Origin of the sequence: Pseudomonas putida, assembly GCF_028682175.1 — a bacterium.
In the GTDB taxonomy this organism is placed as follows: Bacteria; Pseudomonadota; Gammaproteobacteria; order Pseudomonadales; family Pseudomonadaceae; genus Aquipseudomonas; species Aquipseudomonas putida_AD.
On sequence record NZ_JANHKS010000069.1, the window covers coordinates 1 to 23,191 of the forward strand.

21 protein-coding genes and 2 pseudogenes are annotated in these 23,191 nt (G+C 60.9%); 11 read left to right on the top strand and 12 right to left on the bottom strand.

The window, feature by feature from the left end:
- Positions 1 to 92: 92 nt before the first annotated feature.
- The gene (gene tyrS, locus NPS29_RS26790) at positions 93 to 1,292 is read right to left on the bottom strand and encodes a tyrosine--tRNA ligase (protein ID WP_274136432.1); all 1,200 of its coding nucleotides are present in this window, start codon (positions 1,290 to 1,292) and stop codon (positions 93 to 95) included.
- A gap of 212 nt (positions 1,293 to 1,504) precedes the next feature.
- On the opposite strand from tyrS, the gene NPS29_RS26795 reads away from it, so the two are divergent.
- Positions 1,505 to 2,956, top strand: coding sequence for a peptidoglycan DD-metalloendopeptidase family protein (locus NPS29_RS26795; RefSeq protein ID WP_274136434.1), 1,452 nt, complete (start codon positions 1,505 to 1,507; stop codon positions 2,954 to 2,956).
- Between the two features lie 3 nt (positions 2,957 to 2,959).
- Complete coding sequence (locus NPS29_RS26800; RefSeq protein WP_274136435.1) at positions 2,960 to 4,051, top strand: anhydro-N-acetylmuramic acid kinase; 1,092 nt, start codon at positions 2,960 to 2,962, stop codon at positions 4,049 to 4,051.
- A 63-nt stretch (positions 4,052 to 4,114) separates the two neighbouring features.
- Here NPS29_RS26800 and erpA read toward each other — a convergent pair whose 3' ends face one another.
- Together erpA and argC are read right to left on the bottom strand one after the other, a co-directional pair.
- On the bottom strand, positions 4,115 to 4,465 hold the full coding sequence (gene erpA, locus NPS29_RS26805; RefSeq protein ID WP_274136436.1) for an iron-sulfur cluster insertion protein ErpA: 351 nt from the start codon (positions 4,463 to 4,465) through the stop codon (positions 4,115 to 4,117).
- Between the two features lie 178 nt (positions 4,466 to 4,643).
- Positions 4,644 to 5,678, bottom strand: a complete 1,035-nt coding sequence (gene argC, locus NPS29_RS26810; RefSeq protein WP_274136438.1) for an N-acetyl-gamma-glutamyl-phosphate reductase — start codon at positions 5,676 to 5,678, stop codon at positions 4,644 to 4,646.
- A 134-nt stretch (positions 5,679 to 5,812) separates the two neighbouring features.
- Between argC and hemJ the strand changes: the two genes are divergently transcribed.
- The 5 genes from hemJ to coq7 all read left to right on the top strand — a co-directional run bounded on the left by hemJ (position 5,813) and on the right by coq7 (position 9,247).
- Positions 5,813 to 6,238: a protoporphyrinogen oxidase HemJ gene (gene hemJ / locus NPS29_RS26815; RefSeq protein ID WP_274136439.1), complete on the top strand. Its 426-nt coding sequence runs from the start codon at positions 5,813 to 5,815 to the stop codon at positions 6,236 to 6,238.
- A 48-nt stretch (positions 6,239 to 6,286) separates the two neighbouring features.
- Positions 6,287 to 7,204 carry a DUF805 domain-containing protein gene (locus NPS29_RS26820; RefSeq protein ID WP_274136440.1) on the top strand — a complete coding sequence of 306 codons (918 nt, stop codon included), beginning with the start codon at positions 6,287 to 6,289 and terminating at the stop codon, positions 7,202 to 7,204.
- A gap of 56 nt (positions 7,205 to 7,260) precedes the next feature.
- The gene (locus NPS29_RS26825) at positions 7,261 to 8,046 is read left to right on the top strand and encodes an SDR family NAD(P)-dependent oxidoreductase (RefSeq protein WP_274136441.1); all 786 of its coding nucleotides are present in this window, start codon (positions 7,261 to 7,263) and stop codon (positions 8,044 to 8,046) included.
- 86 nt (positions 8,047 to 8,132) lie between these two features.
- A complete protein-coding gene (locus NPS29_RS26830) occupies positions 8,133 to 8,471 on the top strand; it encodes a histidine triad nucleotide-binding protein (protein ID WP_274136442.1) in 339 nt (112 codons plus the stop codon).
- A 128-nt stretch (positions 8,472 to 8,599) separates the two neighbouring features.
- On the top strand, positions 8,600 to 9,247 hold the full coding sequence (coq7, locus tag NPS29_RS26835) for a 2-polyprenyl-3-methyl-6-methoxy-1,4-benzoquinone monooxygenase (RefSeq protein WP_274136443.1): 648 nt from the start codon (positions 8,600 to 8,602) through the stop codon (positions 9,245 to 9,247).
- 125 nt (positions 9,248 to 9,372) lie between these two features.
- Here coq7 and NPS29_RS26840 read toward each other — a convergent pair whose 3' ends face one another.
- Positions 9,373 to 9,795 carry an OsmC family protein gene (locus tag NPS29_RS26840; RefSeq protein WP_062385162.1) on the bottom strand — a complete coding sequence of 141 codons (423 nt, stop codon included), beginning with the start codon at positions 9,793 to 9,795 and terminating at the stop codon, positions 9,373 to 9,375.
- 221 nt (positions 9,796 to 10,016) lie between these two features.
- Between NPS29_RS26840 and crp the strand changes: the two genes are divergently transcribed.
- Positions 10,017 to 10,661, top strand: a complete 645-nt coding sequence (gene crp, locus NPS29_RS26845) for a cAMP-activated global transcriptional regulator CRP (RefSeq protein ID WP_274136444.1) — start codon at positions 10,017 to 10,019, stop codon at positions 10,659 to 10,661.
- Between the two features lie 6 nt (positions 10,662 to 10,667).
- Here crp and NPS29_RS26850 read toward each other — a convergent pair whose 3' ends face one another.
- From NPS29_RS26850 to NPS29_RS26870, 5 genes are all read right to left on the bottom strand, one after another.
- On the bottom strand, positions 10,668 to 11,363 hold the full coding sequence (locus tag NPS29_RS26850) for a lipoate--protein ligase family protein (protein WP_274136446.1): 696 nt from the start codon (positions 11,361 to 11,363) through the stop codon (positions 10,668 to 10,670).
- Between the two features lie 122 nt (positions 11,364 to 11,485).
- Positions 11,486 to 12,322, bottom strand: coding sequence for an indole-3-glycerol phosphate synthase TrpC (gene trpC, locus NPS29_RS26855; RefSeq protein WP_274136447.1), 837 nt, complete (start codon positions 12,320 to 12,322; stop codon positions 11,486 to 11,488).
- Positions 12,319 to 13,368: an anthranilate phosphoribosyltransferase gene (gene trpD, locus NPS29_RS26860; protein ID WP_274136456.1), complete on the bottom strand. Its 1,050-nt coding sequence runs from the start codon at positions 13,366 to 13,368 to the stop codon at positions 12,319 to 12,321. The genes trpC and trpD overlap by 4 nt, the downstream gene beginning before the upstream one ends.
- An 18-nt stretch (positions 13,369 to 13,386) precedes the next feature.
- Positions 13,387 to 13,986, bottom strand: a complete 600-nt coding sequence (locus NPS29_RS26865) for an aminodeoxychorismate/anthranilate synthase component II (protein WP_274136449.1) — start codon at positions 13,984 to 13,986, stop codon at positions 13,387 to 13,389.
- 310 nt (positions 13,987 to 14,296) lie between these two features.
- Entirely contained in the window at positions 14,297 to 15,244 is a 948-nt protein-coding gene (locus NPS29_RS26870) for a LysR family transcriptional regulator (protein ID WP_274136451.1), read from the bottom strand.
- A gap of 145 nt (positions 15,245 to 15,389) precedes the next feature.
- Here NPS29_RS26870 and NPS29_RS26875 point away from each other — a divergent pair, with 145 nt between their 5' ends.
- From NPS29_RS26875 to estP, 3 genes and pseudogenes are all read left to right on the top strand, one after another.
- The gene (locus NPS29_RS26875; RefSeq protein WP_274136452.1) at positions 15,390 to 16,634 is read left to right on the top strand and encodes an MFS transporter; all 1,245 of its coding nucleotides are present in this window, start codon (positions 15,390 to 15,392) and stop codon (positions 16,632 to 16,634) included.
- 474 nt (positions 16,635 to 17,108) lie between these two features.
- Positions 17,109 to 17,720, top strand: a pseudogene (locus NPS29_RS26880) (virulence factor family protein); the annotation flags it as partial.
- Positions 17,721 to 17,925: 205 nt separating this feature from the next.
- A pseudogene (estP, locus tag NPS29_RS26885) lies at positions 17,926 to 19,866 on the top strand (esterase EstP).
- Between the two features lie 171 nt (positions 19,867 to 20,037).
- Here the strand turns inward: estP and trpE are convergent.
- From trpE to rpe, 3 genes are all read right to left on the bottom strand, one after another.
- On the bottom strand, positions 20,038 to 21,519 hold the full coding sequence (gene trpE / locus NPS29_RS26890) for an anthranilate synthase component I (RefSeq protein WP_274136453.1): 1,482 nt from the start codon (positions 21,517 to 21,519) through the stop codon (positions 20,038 to 20,040).
- 72 nt (positions 21,520 to 21,591) lie between these two features.
- Positions 21,592 to 22,410 carry a phosphoglycolate phosphatase gene (locus tag NPS29_RS26895; protein WP_274136454.1) on the bottom strand — a complete coding sequence of 273 codons (819 nt, stop codon included), beginning with the start codon at positions 22,408 to 22,410 and terminating at the stop codon, positions 21,592 to 21,594.
- Positions 22,410 to 23,081 (bottom strand): ribulose-phosphate 3-epimerase, encoded by a 672-nt coding sequence (gene rpe, locus NPS29_RS26900; RefSeq protein WP_274136455.1) that lies wholly within the window; start codon positions 23,079 to 23,081, stop codon positions 22,410 to 22,412. The genes NPS29_RS26895 and rpe overlap by 1 nt, the downstream gene beginning before the upstream one ends.
- Positions 23,082 to 23,191 lie beyond the last annotated feature (110 nt).

Consider the following 23,191-nt stretch of genomic DNA (forward strand, 5'->3'; position numbering starts at 1 on the left):
GTTGATATTCAACGAGTTTTCCGTTCCGACTGCGCCGGAAGTGGGGCGAATTATAGAGATCTCCCGAGACGCGTCAAGCACTTATTTCAAAATCATTCAGAAACCAGCGTTACGCGCCCGAATGCCTTCTTGCCGGCCTGGCATACATGGGTAGCGCCGACCTTGAAGACAAAGCCGCGATCAACCACTTCACCATCTATACGTACGCCACCGGACGCCAGCAGATCGCGAGCGATCGCCGAGTTCTTCACCAGGCCTGCCTTATTAAGGACGGCAGCGATCGGCATGTCTTCAGCAGCAGACACGGAAATCTCCGGCAGATCCTCGGGCAGCTCACCATCCTTCATACGGTTGCCCGCAGAACGGTGCGCCGAAGCCGCAGCCTCTTCACCATGGAAACGTGCAACGATTTCCTCGGCCAGCTTGATCTTGATGTCACGCGGGTTCGCACCAGCTTCGCAATCGGCCTTGAAGCCTTCGATCTCTTCCATGGAGCGGAAGCTCAGCAGCTCGAAGTAACGCCACATCAACGCATCCGGAATCGAGACCAGCTTGCTGTACATGATGCCTGGTGCTTCCTGGATACCAACGTAGTTGCCCAGGGACTTGGACATCTTCTTCACGCCATCCAGACCTTCGAGCAGCGGCATGGTCAAAACGCACTGCGCTTCCTGACCGTACGCACGCTGAAGCTCGCGCCCCATCAGCAGGTTGAACTTCTGGTCCGTGCCGCCCAGCTCGACATCCGCGCGCAATGCGACAGAGTCGTAGCCCTGCACCAGCGGATAGAGGAATTCATGGATGGCGATCGACTGGTTCGACTTGTAGCGCTTGTCGAAGTCATCGCGCTCGAGCATACGAGCGACGGTGTACTGGGAAGACAGGCGAATGAAATCCGCAGGACTCATCTGGTCCATCCAGGTGGAGTTGAACGCCACCTCGGTTTTCGCCGGGTCCAGGATCTTGAAGACCTGAGCCTTGTAGGTTTCTGCGTAGTCGAGCACCTGCTCACGGGTCAGCGGCGGGCGCGTGGCGCTCTTGCCGCTCGGATCGCCGATCATGCCGGTGAAGTCACCGATCAAGAAGATGACCTGATGCCCCAGCTCCTGGAACTGGCGCAGCTTATTAATAAGCACCGTGTGGCCCAGGTGCAGATCAGGAGCCGTAGGGTCGAAACCGGCCTTGATGCGCAGTGGCTGACCACGCTTGAGTTTGGCGACCAGTTCGGACTCCACCAGGAGTTCGTCCGCGCCACGCTTGATCAGCGCCAACTGCTCTTCAACCGACTTCATAAATCGCCCCGTAAGCCTTATTCCAAAGGGAAACAACGATACAAGATCACCGCCCAAATACAAAGTCTGCCCACAGCAAGGCGACGAATCAGGGAACGATCCGCACGCGGACTTGCCTCAAGCAGGATTTGGTTATATTTTATACAGTTATTTCATCTTCATCATGTCATTCATCTTTTCCATTTCATCTTTTTTCAAAGTCAAAATTACTTATGAACGACACTCCGCCTAAAGCGCCCCCGCTTTATCCGAAGAGCCATCTGCTAGCTGCAAGCGGTATCGCGGCCCTGCTGAGCCTGGCGCTTCTGGTTTTTCCATCGAGCGATGTCGAAGCCAAGAAAACCAACATCGCGCTCGAGCTGGACACGCCATCCGATCAGCTCAAGCAACAACAAGACGCTCAAGACCAGGCGAAAGCCACAGAAGACACCACATCTTCTCCGTTCGCACAGATCGACGACAGCACCGACGAGCCTGAAGACACCGCCCAGGCCCCGGCCCCGGCCCCTGCGCCTGCTCCGGCCAAGCCTGCCGCCGAGGCCGTCGCCGCAGCCAAAAGCCCGAACCACAGGGAAATCGTGGTCTCCAAGGGTGACACCCTCTCTACCCTGTTCGAGAAGGTCGGCCTGCCGCCCGCCGCTGTGCATGAAGTCATCGCCAGCGACAAACAGGCCAAGCAGTTCAGCCAGCTGAAGAACGGCCAGGTGCTGCAATTCGAACTGACTCCCGACGGCAACCTGAAACAGCTGCACAGCAAGCTCAACGACCTGGAATCCATCAGCCTTTCCAGGACCGAAAAGGGCTATCTGTTTACCCGTGACGTCAGCAAGCCCAACGTTCGCACCGCCTACGTGCACGGCATCATCAGCAACTCGCTGTCGCAATCGGGTCAGCGCGCAGGCCTGAGCCACAGCATGACCATGGACATGGCCAACATCTTTGGCTACGACGTCGACTTCGCCCAGGACATCCGCAAGGGTGACGAATTCGACGTGATCTATGAGCAGAAAGTGGTCAACGGCAAGACCGTCGGCACCGGCAACATCCTGTCCGCGCGGTTCACCAACCGTGGCAAGACCTACACCGCCGTGCGTTACACCAACAAGCAGGGCAACACCAACTACTACACCGCCGACGGCAACAGCATGCGCAAGGCATTCATCCGCACCCCGGTTGAATTCGCCCGCATCAGCTCGATGTTCTCCATGGGCCGCAAACACCCGATCCTGAACAAGATCCGCGCCCACAAGGGCATCGACTACGCAGCGCCGCGCGGCACGCCGATCAAGGCCACCGGTGACGGCAAGGTGATCCTGGCCGGCCGTCGTGGCGGCTACGGCAACACCGTCATCATCCAGCACGGCGAGACTTACCGTACGCTCTACGGTCATATGCAGGGCTTTGCCAAAGGCATTCAGAATGGCTCCAGCGTCAAGCAAGGCCAAGTCATCGGCTATATTGGTACGACCGGCCTTTCGACAGGCCCGCATGTGCATTACGAGTTCCAGGTTAATGGCGTTCACGTAGACCCGCTGGGTCAGAAGCTGCCGATGGCAGACCCGATCGCCAAGTCCGAAAAACAGCGGTTCATGCAGGAGAGCCAACCTCTGATGGCTCGCATGGACCAGGAAAAGGCCACCATGCTGGCCTCGAGTAAGCGCTGACTCATGACTTTATATGTAGGTGTAATGTCCGGAAGCAGTCTGGATGGACTCGACTTCGCGCTGATTGAACAGGATGAGCGGCCACGCCTGGTCGCCACCCACTACATCCCTATGCCTGATGACCTGCGCGCCGAGCTGCTGGGCCTGTGCGCCAGCGGTCCGGACGAGATCGCCCGGGTCGGCATCGCCGAGCAGAAATGGGTACGACTTGCGGCCCAGGGCGTACTCGCGCTGCTGGACAAGCAGAACGTGTCCGCAGGCGAGATTCGCGCCATCGGCAGCCACGGCCAGACGGTTCGCCATGAACCCGCCCGCGGCTTCACCCTGCAGATCGGCAACCCTGCCCTGCTTGCCGAACTGACCGGCATTACCGTCGTCAGCGACTTCCGCAAGCGTGACATCGCCGCCGGTGGCCAGGGTGCCCCGCTGGTGCCGGCGTTCCACGAAGCGCTGTTCGATGACAACAAGGACTATCGCGCAGTGCTGAACGTCGGCGGCTTCAGCAACCTGAGCCTGATCGAGATCGACAAGCCGGTTTCCGGTTTCGATTCCGGTCCCGGCAACGTGCTGCTCGATGCCTGGATCCAGGCCCAGCGCGGCCTGAGCTATGACAAGGACGGCGCCTGGGGCGAGAGTGGCACGGTCAACCCGGACCTGCTCAAGTCCATGCTCAGCGACCAGTTCTTCCAGACCAAGGGGCCGAAAAGCACCGGGCGTGAAGTCTTCAACCTGGGCTGGGTTCAGCACCACATGTTCCAGTTGCCGACCCTGAAACCCGAAGATGTTCAGGCGACGCTGCTGGAAGTGACAGCCTTGAGCATTACCGAGTCCTTGCAGTCGGCCCAGGCCCAGACCAAGGAACTGCTGGTGTGCGGCGGCGGCGCCCATAACAAGGCGCTGATGGCTCGGCTGGCGGCGTTGCTGCCCAACACCAAGGTGTCCAGCACTGCCGATTTCGGTGTGGACCCGGACTGGGTCGAGGCCATGGCCTTTGCCTGGCTGGCCCATTGCGCACTGGAAAGCGTGCCGGCCAACCGCCCGAGCGTCACCGGGGCCAAAGGCTTGCGAGTACTGGGCGCCATCTACCCGGCGTAACGATTGCCCGCAAACGAAAACGCCGTGCATCTGCACGGCGTTTTGCGTTCTACAGCCTGTGAATCAGATCGAGAACGAGGAACCGCAGCCGCAGGTGGTTGCGGCGTTAGGGTTCTTGATCACGAAGCGGGAGCCTTCCAGCCCCTCCTGATAGTCTACTTCTGCGCCAGCCAGGTACTGGAAGCTCATTGGATCGACCACCAGGCTTACGCCCTCGCGCTCGACGATGGTGTCATCGTCTGCAACGTCTTCATCAAAAGTGAAGCCATACTGGAAGCCCGAACAGCCACCGCCCGTTACGAATACACGCAACTTGAGGCGATCATTGCCCTCTTCGTCGACCAGGGTTTTCACCTTGTGCGCTGCACCCTGGGTGAATTCCAGAGCCACCGGAGTGAAGGATTCGACGCTCATGCTCAATATCTCCCGGCGTTAAGCCGTCATAATGCGTAATGGGCGCATTATCCGCTTCTCCCAGAAAATTGGTCAACTATTCTGACGCAAGCCTCAAGCCGCAAGCGACAAGCTGCAAGTGAAAAGCACGCGATCGGCTTCTCGCTTGAGGCTTGGAGCTTGAAGCTTAAAGCTGCTTTTATGGCAGCATGCCGGCGTGGGACAGGCCCATGCGTTCGTCCAGCTCGAACATGATGTTCATGTTCTGGACCGCCTGGCCCGATGCGCCTTTGACCAGGTTGTCGATGACCGACAGCACCACGACCAGATCACCGCCCTGTGGACGATGCACCGCGATGCGGCAGACGTTGGCGCCGCGCACGCTGCGGGTTTCCGGATGGCTGCCGGCAGGCATCACATCGACGAACGGCTCGTTGGCGTAGCGTTTTTCGAACAGCGCCTGCAGGTCCACCGACTTGTCGACGACAGTCGAATACAGGGTGGCATGAATACCGCGAATCATCGGCGTCAGGTGTGGTACGAACGTCAGGCCGATATCGCCACCGGCTGCACGACGCAGGCCCTGGCTGATTTCCGGCAGGTGACGGTGACCTTTGACGGCATAGGCCTTGAAGCTCTCGCTGGTTTCGGCATACAGCGAACCCACGCTGGCACCACGACCGGCGCCGCTGATGCCGGACTTGCAGTCGGCGATCAGGCGGGTCGGATCCGCCAGCCCCGCCTCCAGCAATGGCAGGAAGCCCAGTTGAGTGGCAGTCGGGTAGCAGCCCGGTACCGCGATCAGGCGCGCGCCCTTGATCTGATCGCGGTTGACTTCCGGCAGTCCGTAGACAGCCTCGCCCAGCAACTCAGGTGCGCCGTGTGGCTGGTTGTACCACTTGGCCCATTCATCGGCATCCTGCAGACGGAAGTCAGCCGACAGGTCGATGACCTTGGTGCCCGCTGCCAGCAGTTCGCCCGCCAGCGCGTGTGCAACGCCGTGGGGAGTGGCAAAAAACACCACGTCGCACGCGCCCAGGACTTTCACATCCGGTACGCTGAAAGCCAGACCGTCGTAATGGCCGCGCAGGTTCGGATACATGTCGGCCACTGGCAGACCTGCTTCGGAGCGCGAGGTGATCGCCACCACTTGCGCTTGCGGATGCTGTGCCAGAAGACGCAGCAATTCGACGCCGGTGTAACCCGTGCCACCGACGATACCGACCTTGACCATAACCTGCCCTCAACGAAACCACTGGAAAGCCGCTGATAATAGGAGGCCAGGGCCTTGGGGACAACCGTGAACGTGACGTACGGGCCTGCCAGCCACTACTATTTGCGCCACCGTGATCCTGGAAAAAAACCAAAATGCTCTATCTGTGGATAAAAGCACTGCACATTGTTTCAATCGTATGCTGGTTCGCTGGCCTTTTTTACCTCCCTCGCCTTTTCGTCTATCACGCCATGAGCACCGATGACGTCAGCCGCGAGCGCTTCTGCACGATGGAGCGAAAGCTCTACCGCGCAATCATGGGGCCGGCGATGATCGCCACACTGGTGTTCGGCATCTGGCTGATTACACTGACCCCGGGATTCCTGCAGCAAGGCTGGATGCACGCCAAGCTGACCCTGGTGGTGTTGCTGATCGGCTACCACCATATGTGCGGCGCGCAGGTCAAACGTTTCGCCCGTGGCGAGCAGGGCCGCAGCCACGTGTTCTATCGCTGGTTCAATGAAGTCCCGGTTCTGATCCTGTTGGCCATCGTCATTCTGGTCGTGGTCAAACCGTTCTGATCCCACGTTTGTCAGTGATGCATTCAACCCAAGACAAGGAAGCCGTGCATGGCCGAGCAGTTCAAGATCGTATTCGAAGGGCAGTTGCGAACGGGTGTGGACCTTGAAACTGCGCGCCTGAACCTGGCGCAGTTGTTCAAAAGCGATGTGTCGGGCATCGACCGGTTGTTCACCGGCAAACCTGTCACCGTCAAGAAGGGCCTGACCCGGGATGACGCCCAGCGTTATCTCAAGGCGCTGAACGACGCAGGCGTGGAGGCACGCATCGAGTCCGAACAACCGGTGTCGTGGACGCTCGAGGAAATCGAGGAGCCTGCCCCGGCCAGACCGGCGTTCGAGCCAGCCCCGTCGCCTTACGCCCCACCCCGGGCAGCGGTCACCCAGAACTGGCCGGCAGAGGGTGAGTTGAAGGTGTTCACCGTGCAGGGGCGCATCGGCCGGCTGCGCTATCTGGCGTGGACCATGGTCCTGACCTTCGTCGCCATGCTGGCGGCAGCCCTGTGTTTCGGCGTGCTGAGCCTGTCGCTGGTCGCCGGCGGCTTGCTGGGTGCGGTACTGGTGCTGGCCTTCATCGTCGTGAGCATCATGATGGGCGCACAGCGTCTGCATGATGCCGGCTGGTCGGCCTGGCTGCTCTTGCTCAATCTGGTCCCCTTCGTTGGCAGCTTCTTTCCGATCCTGATGTGTGTCGTACCCGGCAATGCAGGCCCCAACCGCTACGGCGCCCCGCCACCGAAGAACACCGGCGCTGTAAAACTCCTCGCCACTCTGTGGCTGTTGTTCCTGGCCCTGATATTCGTGGCAGGCCTGACCGGCGGCCTGCAGAAGGTCAAAAGCAAGGTAGAAGCCACGACGGACGAATACGAACAGACTCTGCCCTACGACGATGATGACGCTGCACAACCAACCGTGCCGGTAGACCCTGCAGAAGCAGGCGACTCTTCCGACAACGAAGAAGATCAATAACTGACTGGCAGCAAGGACGCTGTCTCACCACTTGCAACACCTCATGGGAGACCTGCATGACCCGTTACGCCCTGGTCACCGGAGCATCCAGCGGTATCGGCCTTGCGATGGCCGAAGCGCTGGCTCGCCGTGGCCGCAATCTGATTCTGGTTTCTCGCCATAGGGACATGCTGGAGGGCATTGCCATCGAGTTCACTCAGCGCTTCGGCGTCGAGGTGCTGTTTCGCGCCTGCGATCTGGGCGAACCCCTGCGGCTCTCGGGCTTTCTGCTGGAACTGGAAGAGGGCGAGCGCCAGATCGATCTGCTGGTCAATTGCGCAGGCATCGGCAACAGCGGCCCGTTTCTGGCCCAGGAGTGGGCACAGGAACAGGACCTGCTGGACCTCAACGTGCTGGCCCTGACGCGCCTGTGCCACACGGTGGGCAACCTGATGGCGGTGCAAGGCGGCGGCCAGATCCTCAACGTTGCGTCGATCATGGGGTTCCAGCCGGGCCCGTGGATGAGCACCTACGCCGCCAGCAAAGCCTATGTGCTGCACTTTTCCGAAGGCCTTCGCGAGGAACTGAAGAAAACCGGCGTGAGAATCTCGGTGCTGTGCCCGGGCCCCACGCGCACGTCGTTCTTCCGCACCGCTCAGTTGAATGCCGACAAGTTCACCAGCGACAAGACCATGAGCGCCGAAGAGATCGCGCTGTATACCGTGCGTGCCCTGGACAAGAATCGCGCGATCATCGTGCCGGGCCTGCGTAATCGCCTCATGATCCGGATGCCACGTCTGGCCGGGCGCTGGATGACGCGCAAGATCTGGGGCTCGATGCTCAAGTCGCGCACTTCGGCCTGATACCCCGCGTTGCAAGAAACGGCTGGGCGTGTTCGCGCGCGCTCAGTACACTCGCCCCACTGCCCCTGAAACGGAGAAACAAGGCTGTGACTACTCTGTTCACCAAGATCATCAACCGGGAAATCCCGGCAAAGATCATCTATGAAGACGATCAAGTGCTGGCGTTTCACGACATCGCCCCGCAGGCGCCGATCCACTTTCTGGTCATCCCGAAGAAACCGATCGCCACGCTCAACGACGTGACCGAAGAAGACAAGGGCCTGCTGGGTCACATCCTCTTCACCGCCCAGCGCCTGGCCAAGGAGCAGGGTTGCGAGGACGGCTTTCGCGTTGTGATGAACACCAACGAGAAAGGCGGGCAGACCGTCTATCACATTCACATGCACGTGCTGGGCAAGCGCCAGATGACCTGGCCGCCGGGCTGAGTCGGGCCCTACACCGGTTTTACCGATCCGCCGGGCGTCTATTGCGCGCCTGGGCGGGTTGACGCAGCACAAGCCTCGTCACAATGATTGAGGTAGACTGGCCGCCGTGGATTTATCCGGAGGTGCCCATGGCTACCGAACGTCACTACTCCCCCATCGATCGTTTTCTGTTGCAGGCCGACGCTGCGATGAAGACGCTGCTGCCTGCCAGCGCGCATTCCCATCGCCCCTCGCCCGCCATCGTCCAGCCCGACACCAAGCTGAGCGAAACCGACACCCGGCACGTCGCGGGCCTCATGCGCATCAACCATACCGGCGAAGTCTGTGCCCAGGCGCTGTATCAGGGCCAAGCACTGACCGCCAAGCTGCCTCATGTGCGCAAGGCGATGGAACATGCCGCCGAAGAAGAGATCGACCACCTGGTGTGGTGCGAGCAGCGCATCCGCCAACTGGGCAGCCACACCAGTGTGCTCAACCCGCTGTTCTATGGCATGTCGTTCGGGATCGGCGCTGTCGCCGGGCTGATCAGCGACAAGGTAAGCCTGGGTTTTGTGGCGGCGACTGAAGATCAGGTCTGCAAGCACCTGAACGAGCATCTGGAGCAACTGCCGGTGGAGGACGAAAAGTCCCGCGCGATTCTTGAGCAGATGCGCACCGACGAAGAGCAACATGCCGAAGGCGCCATCCAGGCTGGCGGTTTCCGCTTCCCGGCACCGGTGAAGTTCGGCATGAGCATGCTGGCCAAGGTGATGACCAAAAGCACCTACCGTATCTGATAGTCCCCCGTAGCAGCACGGCTTGCCGGCGGGAGCGGTGTGTCAGACGGCACATTCGTCGCAGATACACCGCCCCGCCGGCAAGCCGTGCTGCTACGGGAGAACATCAATACCGACTTGGTGTATCAACCCAGCTCGATGATTTCGTAGTCGTGGGTGATTTCCACGCCCGCGTTACCCAGCATGATCGACGCCGAGCAGTACTTCTCGGCGGACAGTTCGATGGCGCGCTTGACCTGGGTTTCCTTCAGGCCTCGGCCCTTGACCACGAAATGCAGGTGGATCTTGGTGAACACCTTCGGGTCTTCAGTGGCGCGCTCGGCTTCCAGGAAGGCTTCGCAGCTCTCGACCGGCTGGCGGGCTTTCTTCAGGATGCTGACCACGTCGAAGTTGCTGCAACCGCCCAGGCCGATCAGCACCATTTCCATTGGGCGCACGCCCAGGTTGCGACCGCCGCTCTCGGGCGGGCCGTCCATCACGACCACATGGCCGCTGCCCGACTCGCCGAGGAACATGGCCTCACCCGCCCACTGAATACGCGCTTTCATCCCCAGGACTCCGTACTTGAAATAAGAATGCTTGAAAAAAGGCGGCCAGCTTAGCACAGGGCAGAGATGTCACTGAGTGCGTCGGGAGATGCCGATTAGCGACACAAAAGTAGGAAATTTCGGAAAAATGGCGATTTGCCCCTCACTCGGGGCGATAAATCGGAAATACTGCCGATACCTATAAGAATGCCTCAGGGCGCAGTTTTTTACGGGATACAACCATGGTTGTCATGACCCCTCCGAACAAAGCCAAACTGGTCGACAAGCTCCTTCCCTACGCCCAGCGCAGACGTTGCCCGGCCAAGAGCAACATCATTTGCGCCGGCGAGGAATCCGAGTCTCTGTACCTGATTATCAAGGGCTCGGTGACGATCCTGATCGAGGACAGCGACGGCCGCGAGATGATCGTCGCGTACCTCAATGCGGGCGACTTCTTCGGCGAACTGGGTCTGTTCCATCCCCAGAGCACCGGCTCGCCGCGCAGCGCCTGGGTCCGCGCCAAGACCGAGTGCGAAGTCGCCGAAATCAGCTATGCAAAATTCCGCGAGCTGAGCCAGCACGATCCTGAACTGATGTACGCAATGGGCGGCCAGATGGCCGAGCGTCTGCGCAACACCACGCGCAAGGTCGGTGACCTGGCGTTTCTCGATGTCACGGGCCGGGTGGCGCGCAGCCTGCTGGACCTGTGCAAGCAGCCGGACGCGATGACTCACCCCGATGGCATGCAGATCAAGATCACCCGCCAGGAAATCGGGCGGATTGTGGGCTGCTCACGGGAAATGGTTGGGCGCGTGCTCAAGTCGCTGGAAGAGCAGAAGCTGGTTCACGTGCGCGGCAAGACCATGGTGGTCTTCGGCACCCGCTGAATTCCGTTACAGCTGAGCGAACACCTGGGCGTAGCGCTCGGCCAGGCGGTTCAGGAAATCCGGCGCGGCGAACAATTCGTGAAGGGCGATGTGGCTGTCGGCGTTGCAACGCTGTTCCAGCTCGCACATCTGGTTGAAGCGGTTGACGGCGTCGACCATCTCCACACGTTCGTTATCCAGCAGCATCGCACCGTGGGCCAGCACCACCGGCCGCTGTCCGCCCTGGCTCTGGCGCCAGCGCTGGGCGGTCCCGACCATCTTGCGACCATCAAGATTGACGTTGAAGCGCCCATCGCAGAACGCGCCGGGAACCTCCCCCAGAGACGCCGCGCCACCCAGCTCGCCCAACACATCGAGCATGGGCTGACACAGGCGCATGTAGGCGTTCTCGATGCGGTCGCGATCAGGGTCGGATTTAGGCTGGACGTAGACCAGCGCGACATTCACGGTGGCAGGGGACTGGGGAACCGGCTCGCCACCGCTTTCACGCAGCAGTACCGGCCAACCGATATCGGACAGGGTTTCGCTGGCTTCGCTGAAGCCTGGCAGGCGACTGAGCCTGCGCGGCATCACCAGCGCGTGATCGTTGGGGCGCCAGAACAGCACGCCGTAATCTGCATCCCCGGCACAGACAGAAGCCAGCAAGTCCTGCTCGGCCGCAAGGCCGGCTTCAACGCAGATGTCGATGACTTGTGTGCTCATGTCCAACTCCCCAATAGATTCACGTAGCAGCACGGCTTGCCGGCGGGAGCGGTGTGCCAGACAGCATATTCGTCACAGATACACCGCCCCCGCCGGCAAGCCGTGCTGCTACGAGGGCTGGATCAATCCAGCGTGCTGCCCTTGATCGCTGCGCCTTTTTCCGGGAAGAACAGGCGCTGCAGTTCCACGCCCGGTTTTTCAGCGCGCATGAAGGCTTCGCCCACCAGGAAGGAATACACCTCGTTGATTTCCATCAACTCGACGTCGGCGCGGTTGAGAATCCCGCTCTCGGTGATGACCAGGCGATCACGGGGGATGCGCGGCAGCAGGTCCAGCGTGGTTTCAAGGCTCACGTCGAAGGTGTGCAGGTTGCGGTTGTTGATGCCGACCAGCGGGGTATCGAGGGTCTTGAGCGCCCGCTCCAGCTCATCGCCATCGTGCACTTCAACCAGAATGTCCAGGCCAACGCCTTTGGCGACCGATGCCAGCTCGGCCATCTTCACGTCGTCCAGCGCCGAGACGATCAGCAGGATGCAGTCGGCACCCAGCGCGCGAGCTTCGACCACCTGATACGGGTCGATCATGAAATCCTTGCGGATGACCGGCAGCGCACAGGCGCCACGGGCCTCTTTCAGGTACGCGTCGGCGCCCTGGAAAAAGTCGATGTCGGTCAGCACCGACAGGCAGGTCGCACCGCCCGCCTCGTAGCTCTTGGCAATTTCGGCAGGCTGGAAGTTCTCGCGAATCACGCCCTTGCTCGGCGAAGCCTTCTTGATTTCGGCGATGACCGCAGGCTGCTTACGCTTGGCTTGCTCGATCAATGCCTGGGCGAAGCCGCGCGGCGCATCGGCGGTGCTGACCAGCGTTTCCAGCTCCGACAGGCTGACGCTGGCACGACGCGCCGCGACTTCCTCGGCCTTGCGGGCAAGAATCTTTTCCAGAACCGTCGGCACACTCATCCTTCATTCTCCTGTTTGAATACTGCGGTGAAGGCGCCCAGCTCCTCGAGCTTTTCACGCGCCAGGCCCGTATGCAGCGCATCGTGGGCCAGCTCCACACCTTCTTTCAACGATGACGCAAGATCGGCGGCATAGAGCGCGGCGCCGGCGTTGAGCACGATCATTTCGGCGGCTTTCTGACCGTTTTCGGTCTTGCGGCGGCCCAGGGCATCACGAATCAGTTCAAGCGACTGCGCCGGGCTGTCCACCACCAGGCCAAACAGGCTCTGGCTCTTCATGCCCAGGTCTTCGGGTTGCACCCAGTATTCGGTGACTTCGCCGTTCTTTAGTTCAGCGACAAAAGTCGGCGCGGCCAGGCTGAATTCGTCCAGGCCGTCCTGGGAATGCACCACCAGCACGTGTTTGCTGCCCAGACGCAACAGCACTTCGGCCAGCGGGCGGCACAGCGCCTGATTGAACACACCGACCACCTGATGCTTGACCCCAGCCGGGTTGGTCAGCGGGCCGAGCATGTTGAACAGGGTGCGCAGTCCCAGCTCCTTGCGTGGGCCGGCGGCGTGTTTCATCGCGCCGTGATGAGTCTGGGCGAACATGAAACCGATACCGACGCTGTCGATGCAGCGCGCCACCTGGACTGGCGTCAGGTTCAGGTAGACCCCGGCGGCTTCCAGCAGATCGGCGCTGCCGCTCTTGCCCGACACTGCGCGGTTACCGTGCTTGGCCACCGTGCAGCCGGCGGCGGCGATCACGAAGGATGCGGCGGTCGACACGTTGAAGATGTTTGCCCCGTCACCGCCCGTGCCGACGATGTCGACGACGCGCTCCAGAGATTGAAGCTGGACCTGATCGGCCAGCTCGCGCATGACCGACACCGCACCGACGATTTCGTCGATGGTCTCGCTCTTCATGCGCATGCCCATCAGGAATGCGCCGATCTGCGCCTGAGTGCATTGTCCGGTCATGATTTCGCGCATGATGTCGCGCATTTCGTCGGTGGTCAGGTCCAGTTGATTCACAACCCGGGCCAGCGCCGTTTTGATATCCATTGCCATATCGAAGTGTCCTTAACCCTGACGAGTGCCGCCGGTCTGCTTGAGGAAGTTGGCGAACAGCTCGTGCCCCTGCTCGGAGAGAATCGACTCAGGGTGGAACTGCACCCCTTCGACGTTCAATGTCTTGTGGCGCAGGCCCATGATCTCATCGACGGAGCCGTCTTCGAGCTGGGTCCAGGCGGTCACTTCCAGACAGTCTGGCAAGGTTTCACGCTTGACGACCAAAGAGTGGTAACGGGTTACGGTCAGCGGGTGTTTCAGGCCTTCGAAGACGCCTTGGTCTTCGTGGATCAGATCGCTGGTCTTGCCGTGCATGACCTGGCGCGCGCGCACCACATCGCCGCCAAAGGCCTGGCCGATGGACTGGTGGCCCAGGCACACACCGAGCACCGGCAGCTTGCCTGCGAAGTGCTTGATGACGTCAATGGAGACGCCCGCCTCGTTCGGCGTGCACGGGCCCGGCGAGACCACGATGCGCTCGGGGTTCAAAGCTTCGATTTCGGCAACGGTCATTTCGTCGTTGCGGATCACTTTAACGTCGGCGCCCAGTTCGCCCAGGTACTGCACGACGTTATAGGTAAAGGAGTCGTAGTTATCGATCATCAGCAGCATGGTGTGCTTAACCTCTTGAAATCACTGACCTTAATCAACCTCTCGAAAGTCGCACCCGCATTTGTGGCCACTGCGCTACGCAGGACGGGCGGCATGAACTTCGTGTCTGAGGCAGGGTGTTGCAGCGCCGGGCAGGCCGGCAAGGGGAAAGAGTCAGGCGCGCCAACGCCAGCGGGCGTGGGCCTTGATAACGCGCATCAAGAGTTTGCTGACAATTGTCACGGGAGGGTCTCATCTATACGTTCCGGGACATTAGCGTACCGAACCTGGCGAAGCAACCGCATTCTACGATAGAAAAACCTCACTTGATCTACTCAGAACGGCGAGGATTGCGCGGATCAGCGTCCAGCGGCGCTGGCAGCAGGCGCGAAGTTCGCTCCCGCAAGCGGGGCGCGACAAAATCCAGGAAGGCCCGCAACTTGAGCGGCAGCGGCGTTTGCCCCTTGTGCACCAGGCTGACGGGCAAGGGTGCGGACTCGAATGGCTCAAGGACGATATTCAGCTTTTCATCACTCACCGCTTGCGCAACCTGGTAAGACAGCACGCGAATCAGCCCCACGCCCAGTACGGCGGCATCGATGGCGGCTTCTGCGGTATTGACCGTCAGCCGTGAATGAACAGCCACCGAGCGCTCTGACTTTCCGCCGCCGAACACCCAGGCGCGTTTGGATTCCAGCACTTCAAAGGTAATGCAGTCGTGCCCGGCCAGATCCTCCGGCGTGGCCGGCATGCCCCGTTGCGCAAGGTACTCAGGGCTTGCACACACCACTCGGCGCACCTTGCCCACTTGCGTGGCCATCAGCGAGCTGTCTGGCAACTCACCAATCCGCACCGCGATATCGCCGTGCTCTTCCATCAGGTGCACCACACGATCAGTGAGCATCAGGCTCACGCTGATCTGCGGGTACTGCGCGAGAAATTCTGCCACCACCGGCACCACGTGCAAGCGTCCGAACACCACGGGGGCGGTGACCACCAGTTCGCCCTTGGGCGCGGCGTATTCGCCGGTCGCGGCGCGCTCGGCCTCGCCGATGTCCTCAAGAATCCGCTGGCAGGCCGCCATGTAGGAGGCCCCGGCCTCTGTCAATGAAAGCTGGCGGGTGGTCCGATGCAACAGGCGCGTGTTGAGGTGCGATTCCAGCTCCGCGACCTTGCGGCTGACCGTCGCCAGCGGCATGCCCAACCGGCGCGCGGCAGCCGAGAGGCTTCCCGCCTGGGCAACCGTGACGAAGATGGACATGGCGTCCAGGCGATTCATCGCGACTCTCTCAAATTCTGGAAGGATGATTCCCGATCTTAGGGAATTCTCTTTATAAATGCGACTGCGTAGGGTTGATCTCAATGACCGGTACGCAGCATTGGGCTGCACATGCCGGGCGCCAGCCAGCCTGAAGGAGGATGCGATGAGCAGCCTGCCCACTACACCCCACAGCGCACCTGACAGTGCCCCCGCCACCGCGTCCCGCGGCAAGATCGTCATGATGGCGATCATCGCGGGCGCCGTGATCACCAACCTTTACTGCGTGCAGCCGATCCTGCCGTTGATCGCTGCCAGCCTTCAGATCGACCAGACCACCGTCGACATCGTCGCGGGCGCCGCGTTGCTCGGCTTCGCCTTTGGGCTGGCGATGCTGCTGCCCCTGGGGGATCGCTTCGACAGGCGCACCCTGGTGCTGGGGCAAATCATCGTCGCCATCGTCTTCGCACTGGCCGCCGCCGCATCGCCAAGCGTCTGGACACTGATAGCGGCGTCCTTCGGCCTGGGCGTGGTCGCCTGCGTTCCGCAGCAACTGGTGCCGTTCGCCGCCGTCATGTCACGACCCAGCGAGCGCGGGCGTTCGGTAGGCACGGTGGTCAGCGGCATCATGGTCGGCATCCTGCTGGGCCGCACACTGTCCGGCCTGATCGGGGAAGTCTATGGCTGGCGCGCGGTGTACGTCGTCGAAGCGGCGTTCATGGTGCCGGTGTTCATCGTTGCCGCCTCGTTGCTGCCTCGTGGCGTACCGACCACTCAACTGTCCTACGGCAAATTGCTGGCTTCGCTGTGGCCGCTGATGCGCGACAACAAGCCGATTCGCGATTCGATGGTGGTTCAGGCGCTGCTGTGGGCGTGCTTCAACGCGTTCTGGGTCAACCTTGCCGCGCTGCTGAGTGAAGGCCCGCTGCATCTGGGCAGTGCCTGGGCCGGGGGCTTCGGGATCATCGGTGCCGCCGGCGCCCTCGCCGCATCGGCCGCAGGGCGCGCGTCTGATCGCTTCGGAACCCGGGCAGTGATTGCTGCCAGCATCGGCATCGTGACCCTGTCGTATCTGCTGCTCGCAGGGGCCGAGTCTTCGCTGATCTTCCTGGTGCTCGGGGTCATCGTGCTGGATATCGGCGTGCAGGCGGGGCTTGTCTCCAACCAGACTCGCGCTTTCGCCGTGGACCCAAAGGCCCAGGGGCGCATCAACAGCCTGTACATGACCGGCACCTTTTTCGTCGGCGCGCTGGGCACGGTCATCAGCGGCTGGCTCATGGCCCGTTTCGGCTGGCAGGGCGTCGTCACCTTTGGCATCGGGCTGGGAGTGCTGGCCGGGATCTACCACTGCATGGGAGCCTCAAGCTCCGCTGCAAAGCAGCCGACCCCGAGCGCTGAAGGAAGGCGCTGAACCCGAACTCAGACACAGACCACAACATATATCGCCGTTTCGCTTCCTCTTGATTCCCGTTCTGGGAACTACAGTGTCCACCGTTCTGGTGGGCACTCTTTTTATCTGTTTGCGCCAGAGGGCACTTGATTAGGTTGCTAACTTTCACCCCGGTGAAAATCAACAACCGGGTGAAGACGCGCAGGGACTTATCGGATATATTTCCGGCCGCTTTGATCATGGCCGGCAAATAAAGAGTCAATAAAAACCATGTCCCGTAAAAAATACCTGGCGGCGTTCGCCTTCGTGTTGATCGCTGCAACTTCTGCCGCTTACAGCCTGCATCAACGCCCTGTATACAAAGAGCGGCTCCACCTGTGTTTGCCGCCGACGCCTGCAATGTCAAATATCCAGCGGCAGGAACCTACCAGCAGCATCATGGTTAGCGATCGGATGCTGCCGCTGGCGCATTCGTCCTCTGAGATGCAGGTGACTGAAATCGCCCCCACGCCGGCTTCTGACACCCTGACGGTGTTCTACTCGGGCGATGGCGGCTGGCGTGATCTGGACAAGGAAATATCCGAGATCATGGGCGGTGCAGGTTATCCCGTCATCGGTGTAGATACGTTGCGTTATTACTGGAAGTATCGTTCTCCCGAAGAAAGTGCGGCCGATCTTACTGCCCTGATGGATAACTATCGGCAGCGCTGGGGTATCAAACATTTCGTATTGGCCGGTTATTCATTTGGCGCCGATGTATTGCCCGCGATTTATAATCGTCTGCAGGAAAAAGACAAGAACGCCGTCAGCAGCATTCTGTTATTAGCCTTCGCCCGAAAAGGCAGTTTTGAAATTCACCTGGATGGCTGGATCAAAGACAATAACAATGGCATCGAAACAGGATCCGAAATGGCCAAACTCCCGGCCAGCAAGGTGTTGTGCGTGTATGGCGTGAAAGAAAAGAAGAAAAGCGGCTGCACCGACACCACAATCGTGGGTGAGGTTATGCAACTACCGGGCAAGCATCACTTCGACCGCGACTACAACTCCCTGACACTGAAGTTGCTCGAAGCGATCAAGCACAGAAATACCACCGCTGTGCTTTGACAGAGCGAGCGACGGCCTGCGGCGCTGATGGACGAGCGCCCGGGTTAACATCCGGAAAGTGCAATCTGTGATAGCCATTAGCCTTTACCTCATTGATCTTGTCCAGTCTGTGACATAGCGCCCGCCGGGTGATACATGACATGGCGCTATGTGTCGTAACTGCTACCTTCTCGTTCAGCACTAAAAAACAAGAAGGGACTTCTCAATGTTCAAAGCCACCCGGCACTGGCCATTTGCGGCCTGCCTGCTGTCACTCGCTTGCTCCTCGGCAATGGCCGCCTCCTCCCCCTATTCGACGATGATCGTGTTCGGCGACAGCCTGGCCGACGCCGGGCAGTTTCCCGATGCAGGCGGACCACCCGGCGCCACACTGCGCTTCACCAACCGCGTAGGCCCGACCTTTCAGAATGGCAGTGGCGAGGTCTTCGCCCTCAACTCCTCGACATTGCTGGGCGGTTTGCTGGGGGTCGCACCCGGCGACCTGCAAGCCTCGACCTCTCCGGTGCGCGCCGCCCAAGGCCTGGCCGACGGCAACAACTGGGCGGTCGGCGGCGACCGGACGGACCAGATCCTCGCCGCGATCACCACACAATCCCAGGTGGCCAACACCGACACCACGACCGGCGTGACCACGGTTTTCCGCAGCAGGCCAGGGTATCTGGTGGAAAACAACTTCCGCGCCGATCCGAACGCCCTTTACTACCTTACCGGTGGTGGCAATGACTTCCTGCAAGGCCGCGTGCTCAGCCCTGGCCAGGCGGCAAGCGCCGCCAACAACCTTGCCGATAGCGCGCAAGTGCTGTCACAGGCAGGGGCGCGTTACATCATGGTCTGGCTGCTGCCTGACATTGGCCAGACCCCCGCGGTGTTCGGCACACCGTTGCAAGTGCCATCGACGCTGCTCAGCGGAGTGTTCAACCAGCAACTGGTCAGCCGTCTGGGGCAGATCAACGCAGAGGTCATCCCACTCAACGTGCCCGGCCTGGTTCGCGAGGTGCTTCAGGAGCCGGCGCGTTATGGTCTGGCGGCTGATCAGAATCTGGTGGGCACCTGTTTCAGCGGCGACAGCTGCACGGCGAACAGCGTCTATGGGATCAATGGCCTCACGCCCGACCCGACCAGACTGCTGTTCAACGATGGCGTGCATCCCACCGTTGCGGGCCAGCGTCTGATCGCCGATTACGGTTACTCGATTCTCTCGGCGCCGTGGGAAATCACCCTGCTTCCGGAAATGGCCAACGGCACCTTGCGCGCGCAGCAGGATGAATTGCGCAGCCAGTGGCTGGCTGACTGGGGCAACTGGCAACAGGTCGGTGAATGGCGAGCCATTGTCGCCGGTGGCGGTCAGAAGCTGGACTTCGACGCGCAAAGCAATTCCGCAAGCGGCGACGGACATGGCTACAACCTGACGGTCGGTGGCAGCTAACGCTTCGCCGAAGACTGGCGCGCCGGTCTGGTGGCGGGCGCCTATCGGCAGACGCTGGAGGCCGGTCCCCGGGATTCGGACTACAAACTCAACAGTTACATCGCCACCGCTTTCGTGCAGTTTCAGGCGAATCATTGGTGGGCTGACCTGGCCGCCTCAGGCGGGAAACTGGACTACGACGATCTCAAGCGCAAATTCGCCCTGGGCGTGAGTGAAGGTGCGGAAAAAGGCGACACCGATGGCAACCTCTGGGCGCTCAGCGGACGGTTGGGTTATGACCTCGCGCAGCAGAGCAGCCGCTGGCATGTCTCGCCTTTCATCAGTGCTGACTATTCCCGCGTCGAGGTCGATGGCTATTCGGAAAACAGCACCCGATCCACCGCGCTGAACTACGACGACCAGACCCGCCGGTCAAAGCGTCTGGGTGCGGGGTTGCAGGGCAAATTCGATATCACGCCGCAGACCCAGGTGTTCGGCGAGGTGGCCCATGAGCGCGAGTTCGACACCAATCAGCAGGACGTGACCATCGCCCTGAACAGCGTGCCGGGGGTGGATTTCAATCTTGAGGGGTATGAACCGCAGCGCAGCCTGAATCGGGCGAGTGTGGGGGTGAGCCAGAAACTGGCCCCGGACCTGACGTTGAGGGCCGGTTACAACTGGCGCAAGAATGATGATGTGACGCAGCAAGGGGTGAATCTGGCTGTGAGTCTGGATTTTTAATCCTGAAGGCTGACACAGCGGTCGCGGGCAAGCGCGCTCCTACAGTCCGGCGATGATCTTGTAGGAGCGCTTGCCCGCGATGGCGGCCTGCCTGCACCACATGCATGGCTGACACACCGCAGTCGTCCGGATGCGGCCCAGAGCAAGCGCGCTCCTACAGAAGGGATGGGGTCAGGCTTGGGGCTCTTGTTCCGCCAGCGCCACCGCGCGGAACATTGCGCGGCGTTTGTTCAGGGTTTCTTCCCACTCCAGGGCCGGCACCGAGTCGGCAACGATGCCGCCGCCGGCCTGAACGTGCAGTTCGCCGTTCTTGATGACCGCCGTACGAATGGCAATGGCGGTGTCCATGTTGCCGTTCCACGCCAGGTAGCCCACCGCCCCGCCGTAGACGCCACGTTTGACCGGCTCCAGCTCGTCGATGATTTCCATCGCACGAATCTTCGGCGCGCCCGACAGAGTGCCCGCCGGCAGGATCGCCCGCAGCGCGTCCATTGCCGTCAGCCCGCTTTTCAGTTGGCCAGTGACGTTGGAAACGATGTGCATCACATTGGAATAACGCTCGATGACCATTTTCTCGGTCAGCTTCACTGAACCGATTTCCGAGACGCGGCCAGTATCGTTGCGCCCCAGGTCGATCAGCATCAGGTGCTCGGCGATTTCCTTGTCGTCGGACAGCAGATCGACTTCCAGCGCGTGATCCGCTTCTTCGGTCGCGCCACGCGGGCGGGTGCCGGCAATCGGGCGCACGGTGATCAGGTTGTCCTCGACGCGCACCAGCACTTCCGGCGAGCTGCCAACGACGTGGAAGTCGCCGAAGTTGAAGAAGTACATGTACGGCGTCGGGTTGAAGCAACGCAGCGCGCGATACAGGTCGATGGGCGCAGCCTTGAAGTCGATGGACATGCGCTGCGACGGCACCACCTGCATGCAGTCGCCCGCCAGGATGTATTCCTTGATGGTGTCGACGGCTTTCTCGTAGTCGCCCTGGGTGAAGCTGGAACGGAATACCGGGTCAGCCGCTTGCGGACGGGTCAGGTCCAGGCCGCGACGCGGAGTGATCGGCTGGCGCAGCTTCTCCATCAGTTGTTCCAGACGCGCCAGGCCACTTTCGTAGGCTTCGGGCTGCGCAGGATCGACCAGCACGATGGCGTGCATCTTGCCCGCCAGGTTGTCGAAGACAACGACCGCGTCGGAGACCATCAGCAGGATGTCCGGCACGCCCAGCGGGTCCGGGTTCGGGCATGCACCCAGACGCGGCTCCACATAACGCACGCAGTCATAGCCGAAGTAACCCACCAGCCCGCCATTGAAGCGCGGCAGGCCAGGAATGGTCGGGACGTTGTAGCGCGCCTTGAAGGTTTCCACGAAATCCAGCGGATCTTCGGCTTCCAGGCGTTCGATCTCGGTGCCGTCCTGGGTCACGCTGATGGTGTGCCCATGTACCCGCATCACGGTGCGGCATGGCAGGCCGATGATCGAGTAACGCCCCCACTTCTCGCCGCCTTGCACCGACTCCAGCAGGTAGGAGTTCGGCTGGTCGGCCAGCTTGAGGTAGATCGACAGCGGCGTGTCGAAGTCGGCCAGGGTTTCGTAGGCAAGCGGAATGCGGTTGTAGCCTTCAGCGGCCAAACGCAGGAATTCTTCGCGGGTCATGATGAGCAGCCTCGTGGTCTGAGGTAAAACGGTCAGGTGTGCAAACGCGCCGCGCAAGCGGCCAGAGTCAAGTCAGGCGCGCCAACGCCAGCGGGCCAGGGCCTTGATGACTTTCATCCAGAGTTTGCGGGTGACCACCACGATGGATTCTCTAAAGGAGGGAGATTGAACGTCGGGCAACGTTATCTCAGCCCCAAGATCTAAGCAACCCGGAATCAGTTTGCGCAAATCGTCGATCACCAGCGCAGGCGATTCCTCGGCGATCGGGCGGCCGTGGTTGTAGCCGTAACTCAACGCGACACAGGCCACGCCAGCAGCTTTGGCGGCGAGCACGTCATTGCGCGAATCACCCACGAACAGCGATTGCGAGCCTGGCGCACCGGCCATTTTCATCACGAAAAACAGCGCAGCCGGGTCGGGCTTCTGCTGGGGCAGCGTGTCACCGCCGACGATCCAGCGGAAGAACCGGCCCAGTTTCATCTCATCCAGCAGCGGCGCGACGAAGCGCTCCGGCTTGTTGGTGATCAGGGCCATTTCCACGCCCTGCTTCTGCAGCCATTTCAGGGTTTCACGCACGCCGGGGTAGACCACTGTCAGCGAGTGATTGTCGCTGTAGGCTTCCATGAAGATGGCCAGCGCTTGTTCGGTCGAAGCTTCATCGACCGAGGAGTGATCCATGTCGTTGGCCAGCGCGCGGCGCACCAGCACCCGCACGCCGTTGCCGATCCAGTTGCGCACCCGCTCGATACCGGCGGGTTCGCGCCCCAGTTCGATCAGCGTCTTGTCCACGGCAGCAGCCAGATCCGGCACCGAGTCGATCAGCGTGCCATCCAGATCGAACATGATGAGTTTCGGCAGACGACCCGGAAACAGCTGCTCGAAGCCGCTCATCAGCGGGACAACGCCAGTTCTGCACGCATTTTATCAATGACCTCTTTGTAGTCGGGCGCATTGAAGATAGCTGAACCTGCCACGAAGGTATCGGCGCCAGCGGCGGCGATTTCGCGGATGTTGTTGACGTTGACCCCGCCGTCGATTTCCAGGCGGATGTCACGGCCGGACGCATCGATCAGCGCGCGGGCTTCACGCAGCTTGTTCAGCGTGCCGGGGATGAATTTCTGCCCGCCGAAGCCCGGGTTGACGCTCATGAGCAGGATCATGTCGACCTTGTCCATGACGTATTCGAGCAGGTTCAGCGGGGTCGCCGGGTTGAACACCAGGCCCGACTTGCAACCGCCCTCGCGGATCAGTTGCAGGGAGCGGTCGATGTGCTGGGTCGCTTCCGGGTGAAAGGTGATGTAGGTCGCGCCAGCTTCGACGAAGTCGCCGATGATGCGATCGACCGGGCTGACCATCAGGTGCACATCGATGGGCGCGGTGATGCCGTACTTGCGCAGCGCCGAACAGACCATCGGACCGATGGTCAGGTTGGGCACGTAATGATTGTCCATGACGTCGAAGTGAACGATGTCGGCGCCAGCGGCCAGGACATTGTCGACTTCCTGGCCCAGACGGGCGAAATCGGCGGACAGAATCGACGGAGCAATAGCGAAGGGCTGCATGACGCACCTTTGTTGAGCGAAATCACGGTGGCGCGCATTGTACTCCAAGAGGCTGGAACGTGGCTTGTGTGGTGGATGAATGCAGGAATCGTCACGTTCTGTGATATCCC